The 13022-nt window shown below is 40.6% G+C and carries 15 protein-coding genes; all 15 read left to right on the forward strand.

Features of this window, described 5'->3' with window-relative positions; genetic code table 11:
- Positions 1–222: 222 nt before the first annotated feature.
- The 15 genes from AB5Y61_RS05460 to AB5Y61_RS05530 all read left to right on the forward strand — a co-directional run bounded on the left by AB5Y61_RS05460 (position 223) and on the right by AB5Y61_RS05530 (position 13019).
- The gene (locus tag AB5Y61_RS05460; protein WP_003005989.1) at positions 223–453 is read left to right on the forward strand and encodes a DUF1797 family protein; all 231 of its coding nucleotides are present in this window, start codon (positions 223–225) and stop codon (positions 451–453) included.
- Positions 454–618: 165 nt separating this feature from the next.
- Positions 619–1473, forward strand: coding sequence for a bifunctional methylenetetrahydrofolate dehydrogenase/methenyltetrahydrofolate cyclohydrolase (locus AB5Y61_RS05465; RefSeq protein ID WP_368403434.1), 855 nt, complete (start codon positions 619–621; stop codon positions 1471–1473).
- Positions 1474–1486: 13 nt separating this feature from the next.
- Positions 1487–2260, forward strand: coding sequence for an HAD-IIB family hydrolase (locus AB5Y61_RS05470; protein ID WP_368403435.1), 774 nt, complete (start codon positions 1487–1489; stop codon positions 2258–2260).
- Positions 2261–2312: 52 nt separating this feature from the next.
- Positions 2313–3191, forward strand: coding sequence for an NAD(P)H-hydrate dehydratase (locus AB5Y61_RS05475; RefSeq protein ID WP_368403436.1), 879 nt, complete (start codon positions 2313–2315; stop codon positions 3189–3191).
- A gap of 30 nt (positions 3192–3221) precedes the next feature.
- Entirely contained in the window at positions 3222–4214 is a 993-nt protein-coding gene (locus tag AB5Y61_RS05480) for a LacI family DNA-binding transcriptional regulator (RefSeq protein ID WP_368403437.1), read from the forward strand.
- Between the two features lie 130 nt (positions 4215–4344).
- On the forward strand, positions 4345–5658 hold the full coding sequence (locus tag AB5Y61_RS05485) for an ABC transporter substrate-binding protein (protein ID WP_118095804.1): 1314 nt from the start codon (positions 4345–4347) through the stop codon (positions 5656–5658).
- A gap of 84 nt (positions 5659–5742) precedes the next feature.
- Complete coding sequence (locus tag AB5Y61_RS05490) at positions 5743–6645, forward strand: carbohydrate ABC transporter permease (RefSeq protein WP_368403438.1); 903 nt, start codon at positions 5743–5745, stop codon at positions 6643–6645.
- 1 nt (position 6646) lies between these two features.
- The gene (locus AB5Y61_RS05495) at positions 6647–7492 is read left to right on the forward strand and encodes a carbohydrate ABC transporter permease (protein ID WP_023917473.1); all 846 of its coding nucleotides are present in this window, start codon (positions 6647–6649) and stop codon (positions 7490–7492) included.
- Positions 7493–7501: 9 nt separating this feature from the next.
- Positions 7502–8956 carry a glycoside hydrolase family 32 protein gene (locus tag AB5Y61_RS05500; RefSeq protein ID WP_368403439.1) on the forward strand — a complete coding sequence of 485 codons (1455 nt, stop codon included), beginning with the start codon at positions 7502–7504 and terminating at the stop codon, positions 8954–8956.
- Between the two features lie 108 nt (positions 8957–9064).
- The gene (locus AB5Y61_RS05505) at positions 9065–9229 is read left to right on the forward strand and encodes a hypothetical protein (RefSeq protein ID WP_368403440.1); all 165 of its coding nucleotides are present in this window, start codon (positions 9065–9067) and stop codon (positions 9227–9229) included.
- A 152-nt stretch (positions 9230–9381) separates the two neighbouring features.
- The gene (xseA, locus tag AB5Y61_RS05510; RefSeq protein ID WP_368403441.1) at positions 9382–10722 is read left to right on the forward strand and encodes an exodeoxyribonuclease VII large subunit; all 1341 of its coding nucleotides are present in this window, start codon (positions 9382–9384) and stop codon (positions 10720–10722) included.
- Entirely contained in the window at positions 10700–10912 is a 213-nt protein-coding gene (locus AB5Y61_RS05515; protein ID WP_003006013.1) for an exodeoxyribonuclease VII small subunit, read from the forward strand. The genes xseA and AB5Y61_RS05515 overlap by 23 nt, the downstream gene beginning before the upstream one ends.
- Positions 10909–11784 (forward strand): polyprenyl synthetase family protein, encoded by an 876-nt coding sequence (locus tag AB5Y61_RS05520; protein ID WP_368403442.1) that lies wholly within the window; start codon positions 10909–10911, stop codon positions 11782–11784. The genes AB5Y61_RS05515 and AB5Y61_RS05520 overlap by 4 nt, the downstream gene beginning before the upstream one ends.
- The gene (locus tag AB5Y61_RS05525) at positions 11777–12595 is read left to right on the forward strand and encodes a TlyA family RNA methyltransferase (RefSeq protein ID WP_368403443.1); all 819 of its coding nucleotides are present in this window, start codon (positions 11777–11779) and stop codon (positions 12593–12595) included. Before AB5Y61_RS05520 ends, AB5Y61_RS05525 begins: the two co-directional genes overlap by 8 nt.
- Complete coding sequence (locus tag AB5Y61_RS05530; RefSeq protein ID WP_023917481.1) at positions 12585–13019, forward strand: arginine repressor; 435 nt, start codon at positions 12585–12587, stop codon at positions 13017–13019. Before AB5Y61_RS05525 ends, AB5Y61_RS05530 begins: the two co-directional genes overlap by 11 nt.
- Positions 13020–13022: the final 3 nt, after the last annotated feature.

Below are 13022 nucleotides of genomic sequence, written 5' to 3' on the forward strand. Positions count from 1 at the left end.
GGTTTTCCATCAAGAGACGAGCCTATTTTAAAAAAGGTCAAAAATAGTCAAAGATTTATAGTTTCATTATATCAGTATTCTAGAAGTTTGCAAGAATTTGCTACGGAATGTCACTAAGGAGTGAAGAAGAGAGTAAATCAATGGAAAAATGTGAATTTTTATTGGAAGAGCTTTCTCTTTTATGATAAAATAGGAGAGTAGAAAGTAAAGAGGAGAAAAAAAATGGAATCACATTTAGTACGGATTATCAACCGTTTGGAGACGATGACAAAAGACGGTGGAAATTTGAAACGTAATTTTGAACGTGACGGTGTTGTTGTCGCTGAAGTAGCCTACAACCACAATGAAGAAGAAGGTTCAACCTTTACACTTCGTGATGTTGAAGCGCGTGAAACCTATACATTTGATAGCATTGATTTAATTGCAATGGAAATTTATGAATTGCTTTACTAAGCAGCTGTGTGGATGAGTTTGGGGTGGTCTCAAGCTCATTTTTTGTCCATCTGGCTATAGTTTTCGTCTATAGGAAATTCTAATTAGGAACAGTTAGGTTTGAGAGTTGAAATCTGCTATAATAGAGAGGACTATTTTCATTACTTGACTAGAAAGAGAATTGACATGACGACAATCATTGATGGGAAGGCGCTCGCTACAAAATTACAGGGTGAGATCGCGAAGAAAACAGCACGATTAAAAGAAGAAACAGGGGTTGTACCTGGCCTTGTTGTAATCGTGGTTGGAGACAATCCAGCCAGTAAGATCTATGTGAGAAATAAAGAGCGTTCTGCTATTGCGGCAGGATTTCGCAGTGAAGTGAGACAACTTCCTGAAAGTATTAGCCAAGCGGAATTATTAGAAGTGATCGAACACTACAATCAGGATCCACTTTGGCATGGGATTTTGGTGCAGTTGCCACTGCCTAAGCACATTGATGCGGAAGCAGTCCTCTTAGCCATTGATCCGACAAAAGATGTAGATGGCTTTCATCCATTGAATATGGGGCATCTATGGGCCGGCAATCCTATTATGGTGCCATCTACTCCCGCTGGGATCATGGAGATGTTTAAAGAGTACGGGATTGATCTAGAAGGGAAGCAAGCCGTCGTGATTGGTCGTTCCAATATCGTTGGAAAACCCATGGCGCAGTTGCTCCTCGCAAAAAATGCGACGGTAACCTTGACCCATTCTCGGACCCATCATCTAGCAAAAATTGCGAAGACAGCAGATATCTTGGTGGTTGCGATCGGTCGTGCAAAATTTGTAACAGCAGACTTCGTGAAAGAAGGTGCCGTCGTCATTGACGTCGGAATGAATCGCGATGAGAATGGCAAATTGTGTGGGGATGTCGATTTTGACTCCGTTGCCCCTTTGGCCAGTCATATTACTCCGGTACCAGGAGGGGTTGGTCCTATGACCGTTACCATGCTGATGGAGCAGACCTACGAAGCAGCTGTTCGTGCCTTAAAAAAATGAAAGTGTGAACAAGATGAAGTTTGTATTTGATTTAGATGGAACCCTGTCATTCGATGGTGTCACAATCGATGATGAAATCAAACAGGTCTTATTGAGAGCAGAAGAATTTGGCCATGAAGTTGCCTTTGCTTCTGCACGTTCTTACCGTGACTGCTTGGGCCTTTTAGGGGATCCATTGAGTCAGCGACTCGTGATTGGTTTAAATGGTGGATTGGCCTATCATCAGGGGCAGTTAGTGTATGAGGAACAATTGGACAAGGATGTGTATCGAGAAGTCCTTGGCTTTTGTCGCCATTACAATCTACCATTTTTTGTGGATGATACCTTTGATTATAGTGGACAGATTTTGGAAAAGATTCCTTTTATTGCGAATGTAGATCCCCTCAAGAAAGCCCAGTATCGTTCTTTAGAGGAGTTGACAGATCCGATTAAGGTTGTGATCTATATGGGTGGCCATGAAGAACTAGTGGATGAGATCATTGAGCGGATCGAAAAGACAGATAAGGCCCATATCCGCTATCATGCTCATGAAAAATCTATCTATCTCAATCCAGCAAACACTCATAAAGCGACTACAGTCGAAGAACTCTGTGGAGAAAATTTTGTAGCTTTTGGCAATGATCAAAATGATATTGAGCTCTTTGAAAAAGCTCTTTATGCAGTTCAGATTGGTGATTTTCCAGCCCTTCGGCCTTATGCGGATGATCAATTGGTAGCCAAACAAAATCAACCACAAGCTGTTGCTGCTAAGATCTTGCAAGTCTTCGCAGAATTTAGAGGAAAATAAAAGAAGGAGGGGGAGTCGTGGCTTCTCCTTTTTCGCTAGAAACGAGGATGGTATGAAAACAGTTCAAAAAGAAGAGATTCAGCGTGTCATTGTGAAGCGAGAGGCAAGATCTTATAAGGGAGATTTTGGCCGTCTGCTCTTGATTGGGGGAACTTATCCCTATGGTGGTGCTATCATTATGGCGGCGCTCGCTGCGGTTCACAGTGGAGCGGGGTTGGTCACTGTTGCAACTGATCCTGATAATCTGTCGGCCCTTCATAGCTATCTTCCTGAAGCCATGGGCTTTGATCTAGCGGATCATGAACTCCTTTGTGAGCAAGTGAAAAAAGCTAGCGTGATTTTAGTAGGGCCGGGCTTAAAGGAAACAAGAGAAAGCCAAGCAATCTTGCACATGGTTTTTGAGCGAGTCTCAAGCCAGCAGGTTTTGATTTTAGATGGAGGAGCTATTAGTCTTTTTGCTGCCTCTCAGTTTGACCTGCCAGAAGCTCAGTTGGTCTTTACCCCTCATCAAAAAGAATGGGAAAAACTATCGGGACTTGATCTAGCAAGCCAGACAGAAGAGAAGAGCCAAAGAGCTGTACAGAACTTTCCTGAAGGGACTGTCATAGTAGAAAAGGGGCCCCACACAAGAATTTGGACAAGTGGGCAAGATGAGGGCTATCAGCTAGATGTTGGTGGTCCCTACCAAGCAACAGGGGGTATGGGAGATACCTTGGCAGGGATGATCGCAGGATTTGCGGGTCAATTCCCACAGGTCAGTCTCTATGAGCGCGTGGTGGTTGCGACCTATCTCCATTCAGCCATTGCTGAGGACTTGAGCAAGGAGGCCTATGTGGTTCTACCCACGACCATTAGCCAAGAAATTCCCAAATGGATGAAAAAGTGGAGTGACAATTTAAACGAAAATGTTGAAAATGAAACGTTTTCATGATAGTATGGATGAAAGGAGGTGAAAAAATGAATGAGCAAAAAAAAATCGATTACCATGAAAGATGTTGCAGCAGAAGCTGGAGTTAGTGTTGGGACAGTCTCTCGTGTCATCAATAATGAAAAAGGCATTAAAGAGGTGACCTTAAAAAAAGTTCAACAAGCAATTGAAAAACTTTCTTATGTCCCAGATGAATATGCGAGAGGATTAAAAACGAATCGTAGTAATATTATTGCTTTACTCATTCCAACAATATGGCATCCTTTCTTTTCTGAATTTGCTTATCATGTTGAAAAAGCACTATTAAAAAATCAATATAAATTATTAATTTGTAATGCGGATAAAGATTCTAAAAATGAGATAGAATACATAAAATTACTTGAGAAAAATAAAGTAGATGGGATTATAGGGATCACCTATTCAGATATTGATAAGTATGTCTCATCAAATTTACCTTTTGTCAGTATTGACCGTCATTTTTCTGAAAATGTCTATTACGTAACCTCTGAAAATTTTCATGGTGGTCAACTAGCTTGTCGCGAATTAGTCAAACGCGATTGTCAAAATCTAGCTTACATTAGTGGTGTGAACAAACATTTGAATGAAACAACGGAACGGGGGAGAGGCTTCAAAGCGGAGGCCAAACAGAAAAATACGAACCTTTATTGTCTTGAAATGCCGGAACCACTGAATCAAGTAGAAGAGCAAATAAGAACCTTTTTTGAAAAGCATCCTCAGATTGATGGGATTTTCACAGTAAATGATTTTATGGCCCTTCGTGTGATAAAAGTTTTAGGGGAGATGGGAAAAATTCCTATAGAAGATTATCAGATTATTGGTTTTGATGGATTAAGACCAGCTTTTGATCAACCTTACTTACTTTCTACAATTGTTCAACAAATAGCTCAGATGGCTCAAGCAGCAGTTGAATTATTGCTTAAATTAATTCGTGAAGAAAAAATAGACCAGAATGTCATTAGTTTACCGGTACATTTTTTTGAAGGAAACACAACAAAAAAATTATAAAAGTGCTTGACAAATTATGAAAGCGCTGTTATAATTTAGTCATAAAATGAAACGTTTCAAAAAACTCAACTATTTTAGTTTGGGTTAAAAAATTAATAAAAAATGAAACGTTTCAAAAAAGGAGGACGCTATGCGTAAAGGTATTAAGTTATCTGTAGTTGCAGCACTATCATTAGGATTGCTTGCAGGATGTGGTGGGGGATCAAAATCCAAAACTGCAAGTTCTTCGGACGAAATAAAAGTCTGGGTTCAATTCTCAGATGAAACAGCTGAGGGAAAAGCTTGGCAACAAGTTGTTGATAATTTCAACAAGTCAAAGAAAACCAAATACAAGGTTGTGACAGAATATATTCCACGTAGTGGTAGCGGTGGAGGATATGAAGATAAGGTCAACGCTGCTATTACGACAAATAGTTTACCAGATGTTATTACGCTAGATGGACCAAATACTGCTGCCTATGCAAAATCAAAAGTGATTGCTCCCTTGGATGATTATCTAAAGGACAATGACATGGATGATGTACTGGACAGTATTAAACAACAGGGAACTTATGATGGTAAATTCTATGCGTTTGGTTTTTCTGAATCAAATGTAGGTGTATACTATAACAAGAAGATGTTTAAGGAAGCTGGGATTGATGAAGCGAGTTTGCCAACCCTTGAAAAGCCATGGACCTGGTCTGAGTTTAATGCCATTGCTAAGAAATTAAAAGATCATTTTAATAAACCAGCAATCGATTTCCGTTTGAATTCAAATGATGAGATGTTACCATATGCTTATATGCCTCTTATTTGGTCAAATGGTGGTTCTGTTGTAAATTCTAAAGGAACAAAAGCTGAAGGTTACTTCAATAGTAAGGAAAGTGTTGAAGCTGTTCAATTTATTCAAAATCTAGTAAAAGAGGATTACACTACAGTTAGTCCTGTTGAAAAAGGATTTGAAACAGGTGAGTATCCGATGGTTCTAAGCGGGTCTTGGACGATTGGGGATCTACAAACAAATTACAAAGATATTGATTTTGGTATTCTTCCTTATCCAGTTTCAGATAAAACGAAGAAATTGGTCTCACCTTCAGGTAGTTGGCAATTAGCTGTTACAACAAAATCTGATAAAAAAGAAGCTGCTGCTGAATTTGTTAAGTTTGCAACAAATACAGAATCTAGTGAAATTATAAGCTTGGGGAACAGTGTTCTTCCAATCAGAAAATCAACAATTAAAAATATTAAGGATAAAGTATCTGAACCATTGCGCTTCTTGATGGAACAAAATGCTGTATCAGCCCATCCTCGTCCTGTTGTAGTAGCTTATCCACAAGTTTCACGCGCTTTCCAACAAGCGATGCAAGATATCAGCTATTATAAAGATAATCCAGATGTACAAAAAGTATTAGATGCTCGTACGAAAGAAATGCAAACAGCAATCGACCAATCTTTAAATAAATAGTTGATATTCAAAAGGTGGAAGGAAAGTTATGAAATGTACCTTCCACCTTATTTTATTTAATGATTTCATCTTAGGAGACGAACAATGAGCGAAACAAAGAAAGTCGAAACAAAAAAGAAAGAACGTCTTAAAGAAAATATTATGGGCTATAGCTTTTTAGCTCCAGCCTTAGTATTACTTTTTATCTTTTTGGTGATACCTGTTGGTATGGTCATCTATTATGCCTTTACAGATTATTACCTATTGACCCCAGAGGACAGAAAATTTGTAGGGTTACAAAATTTCATGCGCTTAGCACAAGATCCGATCTTTATAAAAAGCTTCCTGAATACCTTGAAATTTGTAGTTTGGATTATTCCAGTGCAACTTGGTTCGGCTCTCGGGATGGCCTTAATTGTTAATAAGAAACGTAAAGGAAATATGTTCTTTAAGGTAGCATTTTTTGCTCCTGTTGTGATGTCTCTCGTGGTTATCTCTATTCTTTGGCTATACTTGTTAAATCCAAATAATGGTTTGCTCAATGCCCTACTGAATAAAATTGGTATTTCTTCACAACCATTCTTGACAAGTCCAAAACAGGCCATGTATGCAATTGTATTTGTTTCTGCATGGCAAGGTGCAGGCTATCAAATGTTGTTATTCCTTGGAGGAATGCAAAATATTCCACAAGATGTTTATGAGGCAGCAGAGTTGGATGGATTTTCAAAATGGGCTCAATTCAGATACATCACAATGCCTTTATTGAAACCAACTGCCTTATTTGTACTCTTGACGACATTGATTTCAGCATTTAAATTGATTGTACAACCAATGGTCATGACTCAAGGTGGACCACTAAACTCAACAATTACAATGGTATATTATATTTACCAACAAGGTTTCACAGACCGTCTCGTTGGTTATTCAAGTTCTATTGCCTTAGTATTTACAACATTGATTGGTATGATCAGTCTTGTACAACGGCGAGTTTTGAAGGAGGACGATTAGGATGAAACGTTTAAAACCGACTTCTATTTTAGAATATATTTTATTAATTCTATTAGCAGGCCTCTTTCTATTTCCTATGATCTGGATGGTGGTTTCAGCAATGAAGCCAGAAGCAGATGTGTATAAGAATTTAACAAGTTGGAAAGCTTTCTTACCTAGTTTTAATCCAGCTGATTGGTTTAAACCTTACCAAGAAGTTCTTTCACGTTTTAGTATTCTAACATACTTAGGGAACAGTATTTTTTATGCAGGAACATTTGCACTGGGGTCTATTATAGTAAATGCCTTAGCGGGATTTGCATTTGCAAAAATTAATTTTACAGGTAAAAAAATTCTATTTGGCTTTTTATTGGCATTGTTAATCATTCCGATTGAAACAGTGTTGATTCCTCAATTTACAATTATTAATTCACTTGGCTTAGTCAATAATCGTTTAGCGGTTATTATCCCTGGATTAGCTAGTGTCTTTAATATCTATCTTTTCCGAAACTTCTTTATTGCCATTCCAGAAGAAATTATCGAATCTGCAAAAATAGATGGTGCAAGTATCTTGCGAATCTTTTTCAAGATTATGTTGCCGATGTCGAAACCAGCAGTTGCCACAGTCGGTGTTCTTTCCTTTATTTCTAGTTGGAATGATTATATCTGGCCGTTGATGGTTTTAACAGATTCTTCAAAATTTTCAATGCAGGTAGCGATTACAACCATTAATACAACTCAACCAGTTTATATCAATCAAGTAATGGCTGTTTTGACAATTTCTACAATTCCACTTATTCTAGTATATATCGTAGCACAAAAATATATTATTCAAGGTTTAGGTGGATCTGGTACAGGTATTAAATAGGTGAAAAGTATGAAGGAAAGCATTCGGAAAGCAAATCAGTATATCGATGAAAACAGGGAGAAGGTTGATCAGCAATATAGAGGGGCATTTCATTTGCTACCTCCAATTGGCTGGATGAACGATCCTAATGGTTTTGTTTATTTCCGTGGAGAATACCATTTGTTTTACCAATTCTATCCCTATGATAGTGTTTGGGGGGCCATGCATTGGGGGCATGCCAAATCAAAAGATCTTCTCCATTGGGAAGAACTGCCAGTAGCATTAGCGCCAAGTGAAAGCTATGATAAGGATGGCTGCTTCTCGGGTAGTGCTATCGTGAAAGACGACAAGCTCTACTTGCTGTATACGGGTCATGTAGACGATGAGGAAAAGCGCGAAGAAACTCAGTGTCTTGCGGTATCGACGGATGGCATTACCTTTGAAAAAATCCCCACTAATCCAGTGATTCATGTGCAGCATATTGATGGTATCGCAGATATTGCTGATTTTCGTGATCCCAAAGTCTTTGAATACAAAGGAAGCTATTATACTGTAGTTGCTTCCAAAACAGTAGATGATCGAGGGCAAATTCTCTTGTTTGCGTCAAGTAATCTAGAGGACTGGAGCTTTAAATCAGTCTTACTGGAAGGTGAAAAAGGGCAAGGTATCATGTGGGAATGTCCGGATTTCTTCCCATTAGATGGTAAATGGGTCTTGATTCTGTCTCCCATTGAAATGGAAAGACAGCAAGAAAAATACTGGAATTTAAATTCGACGGTTGCCTTTATCGGTGACATGAATTGGGAAACAGGACGCTTTCATGTCGATTCCTATGATGAATTGGATGGTGGTTTGGATTTCTATGCCCCTCAAACTTGTCAAGGACCAAATGGCGAACGTTACATGGTTGCCTGGATGCAAATGTGGCACCGGTCTATCCCCAGTCATGATTTAGCTCATGGGTGGGCAGGTAGTATGACTCTTCCAAGAAAATTGTCCTTGAAAGACAGACGATTGGTTCAGGAGTTACCTGAGTCAGTGAAAGAACACTTTCTTGTAGAACATGCGTCAGAAACCATTGTTCAGGGCAATCAGATCACGATTCCAGCGAGAGGGAAACAAACCTTGTTTGAACTAGATGCCAAATCGGGTTGCTCCTTTATCCTAAGTTATAGCGATAAAACCAATCCTGATAGTGTCTTGCAATTGATTTACGACGCCTCTCAAAAACGCTTTAGCTTAAGTCGAGACCAATTTGGGCACCCCATTTCTGGAAAAGAAAATCCAGCATTTCAATCGAGATGGATTCAGTTGGATGCTGAAAAAGATCATCATTTTTCGATCATTCGCGATACCAACTCCATCGAAGTATTCGTGGATGGCAAAACTCTCTCGATGACTTTTTATGAAACGAGTCAAAATCCCGTCTATACTCTCACGGCAGATGAAGGGGTTGATTGGGTCGTGAAAACCTATCAAGAATAGGAAAGCAATAGCCTCCTAAAGAATAAAAGACAAGTCTTGTGACTTGTCTTTTTTGTGTATTCCAACTTGGTCTTGAGTTTCATCGAAGAAAATTTGGGAATTGGTCTCATGACCGATCTGACTCTCTTTCCAGAATATCCAAATCTTGTCAAAATTCCGCTTGTTGAAGAGGAAAAAACAGTCTTCTATATTAGTTATGCCTATCCAAATGAAGGGGGACCCCAAGCGCTTCTTAGCTCCTTTATTGAACGGTTAGAGAAGTGTGAAAAATAAGGAAGCTGGTGTCAAACAGACAAATAGAAAGTGTCTTGAATAAAATGAGGCTTGTAGAGAAAGGAAATTCATGATTTCGCTTTGTCTGCCAGCCTTTTTTGGTGTTTTTTGGTATAATTAAACTTGATCATATTCTGCAGAAAGGAGTTCCTATGTCCAACTATTTATCCGTATCAAGTTTGACCAAATATTTGAAATTAAAATTTGATAAGGATCCCTATTTGGAAAGGGTTTATCTGACAGGGCAGGTCTCCAACTTCCGAAAACGTCCCAACCACCAGTATTTTTCATTAAAGGATGAAAAAGCGGTCATTCAGGCAACGGTCTGGGCTGGGGTTTATCGAAGCTTTGGTTTTGAGCTAGAAGAAGGCATGAAGATCAATGTCATCGGTCGCATTCAGCTCTATGAGCCAAGTGGGAGTTATTCCATTGTCATCGAAAAGGCGGAGCCAGATGGGGTAGGGGCCTTAGCCATCCAATTTGAGCAACTCAAGAAAAAGCTGACCGAAGAAGGGCTTTTTCAGGATCGGTGGAAGCAAGCTCTACCACAATTCCCAAGAAAGATCGGGGTGGTCACTAGTCAAAGTGGGGCCGTGATTCGCGATATTATCACAACGGTGAGCCGTCGTTTTCCTGGTGTGGACATCGTGCTCTACCCGACCAAGGTCCAGGGAGAAGGCGCCGCAAGTGAGGTGGTTGCTAATATTCAAAGGGCTAACCAACGGGATGATTTGGATGTCTTGATTATCGGTCGTGGGGGTGGTTCGATTGAAGATCTCTGGGCCTTTAATGAAGAAGCAGTGGTGCGAGCTATTTTTGAATCGCGGATTCCGATTATCTCCAGTGTTGGACATGAGACAGATACGACTCTAGCCGATTTTGTAGCAGACCGACGAGCTGCTACTCCGACAGCCGCTGCTGAATTGGCCACTCCAGTAACGAAGTTGGATCTCTTGTCCCATTTGCAAAAGCAGGAAAATCGCATGGCAACAGCTATGTCCAATCGCTTGGCCTATAATCGTGAACGCTTGGCCAAATTAAGTCAATCGGTTATTTTTAGACAGCCTGAAAGACTCTATGATGGCTACATGCAAAAGATTGACCAGTTGCAATTGCGCTTGAAACAAGGGATGCGTGATGCTTATGGACAAGGGGACAATCAGCTGCAAGGTCTGCGTCATCGTCTAGAGGCTATGTCTCCTTTGCATCGTATCGAACGTTATCAAGATCGTGTCTTCCAAGATAAGAGACTCTTAACCAGCCGCATGGAACAAGTCCTAAAAGAGCAAAAGATCAAGGTTCAAGGCTTATCAGAAGCCCTCTTGATGCTGGATACGAGTCGGATTATTGCGCGTGGCTATGCCATGGTCAAGCAAGACGATCAAGTCTTGGATTCGGTTGCGAACGTAAAAGAAGGAGACCCGCTGTCCCTCATCATGAGAGATGGCCAGTTAGAAGTAGAGGTGAAACATGTCGAAAGAAAAGAAATTTGAAGAAAATTTAGCAGATTTGGAAGCCATCGTCCAAAAATTGGAGAGTGGGGATGTGGCTCTTGAAGAAGCGATTACAGAATTCCAAAAAGGAATGAAGTTGTCAAAAGAATTGCAAGACACCTTGGATCAAGCAGAGAAAACCTTGGTCAAGGTCATGCAAGCAGATGGTACTGAAGCGGATCTAGCATGAGACAAGAAGAAAAACGAAATAGAGTAGAGCAAGCGATTCGCTCTTTTTATGAGGAAAAATCCATCGCCCCCCATTTAGTGGGCTCGGTCCTTTATTCGATCCAAGCAGGTGGAAAACGCCTGCGCCCAATGCTTCTTCTAGAATTGTTAGAAGCCTTCGGACAGGAGTTGACAGAGGCTCATTTTCAAGTGGCAGGGGCTTTGGAGATGATTCACACAGGAAGCCTTATTCATGATGATCTACCGGCCATGGACAATGACGATTACCGTCGGGGGCAATTGACCAACCACAAGAAATTTGGAGAAGACTTGGCGATTTTAGCAGGAGATGCACTTTTTCTCGATCCCTTTGGCCTGATTGCTACAAGTGCCCTTTCAGATGCGGTCAAAGTCTCTTTGATCCTTGAGTTATCAGATGCTTCCGGTAGTCGCGGAATGGTAGCTGGCCAAGTCCTTGACATGGAAGGGGAGCACAAACAGCTCACTCTAGCAGAATTGCAAACCATCCATGCCAATAAGACAGGACGACTCCTTGCCTATCCATTCATCGCAGCAGCCTCGATTTTAGAGTTGCCAGCAGACATTGGTCAGCTTCTAGAAACAATTGGGAAAACATTAGGGCTGGCTTTTCAAGTACGGGATGATATTTTGGATTTGGTCGCTGATTTTGAAGCTCTGGGTAAGACTCCTCAAAAGGACTTAGTGGCAGAAAAATCGACTTATCCAGCCCTCTTGGGATTGGAAGAATCAAAAGCTTTGCTTACAAGTGAATTAGATGCTTGCGAGAACTTGTTGGATCAGATTACGGCTGCTTGCGACTTTTATCCGCAAGCAATCAAGAAATTAATAGAAGGATTACGAATAGATGGCTAAGGAAAGAGTAGATGTATTAGCCTATAAACAAGGCCTATTTGATACACGCGAACAAGCCAAAAGAGGGGTCATGGCCGGTCTTGTCGTTGCCGTTATCAATGGTGAGCGCTTTGATAAACCGGGTGAAAAAATTGATGAAGCGACCGAGTTGAAATTAAAGGGTGAAAAGCTCAAGTATGTCAGCCGCGGCGGACTCAAATTAGAAAAATCCTTGAACCAATTTGGCTTAACTGTAGAGGATAAAATTGCGATTGATATTGGAGCTTCTACAGGTGGCTTTACAGATGTCATGCTGCAAAATGGAGCCAGCCAGGTCTTTTCGGTGGATGTCGGGACCAATCAGTTGGCCTGGAAATTGCGCAACGATCCTCGGGTAGTCTCGATGGAACAGTTCAATTTCCGATATGCTGAGCCAGATGATTTTGAAGCGATACCGAGCTTTGCGAGTATCGATGTCAGCTTTATTTCCTTGGACTTGATTCTGCCAGCCCTTCACCGGATTTTAGCAGACAATGGACAAGTCGTGGCCTTGGTGAAACCTCAGTTTGAGGCAGGACGCGAACAGATCGGGAAAAATGGAATCATTAAGGATCCCAAGATTCATTTGGCCGTCCTTGAAAAGGTCGCTACATTTGCAGGGACACATGGCTTTTCCGTGATGGGAGTGGATTATTCCCCTATCCAAGGAGGCCATGGCAACATCGAATTTTTGATGTATCTAGAAAAAAAAGAAGAGAAAACAAAGCCTAGTACAGAGCAGCTGGAGACTGTTGTGGAAAAGGCGCACAAGGAATTTAAACATGAAGAGTAAGAATATTCGATTAGAAAAAATTCTCCGCTTTATACGTGATCATGAAGTGGGAACACAAGAAGAGATTGTTGAACACTTGAAAGAAGAGGGGATTTCAGCAACCCAGGCGACAGTGTCACGCGATATTAAAGAACTGGGAATTGTTAAACGACCTTTAAAAGATATGACTTATGTCTATGAATTGCCACGCAAGCACCACCAAGGAATCGGGATGATTGAAAGCAATATCTTGTCTCATCGTCGAATGGGTGAATATGTTAATTTCACCATGGTTCCAGGGACAGCTCCTTTAGTTAAACGTCGTTTGCGGGATATTTATCAGAATCATATATTTAGTATTGTCGCAGATGATGATACGATCTTGTTGATTGCTTATTCCGCACCAGAAGCAGAGAATATCCTCAAATCAATCTTTGGGTGGTAAGAG

Origin of the sequence: Streptococcus parasanguinis (genome assembly GCF_040908565.1) — a bacterium.
GTDB lineage: Bacteria > Bacillota > Bacilli > Lactobacillales > Streptococcaceae > Streptococcus > Streptococcus parasanguinis_AC.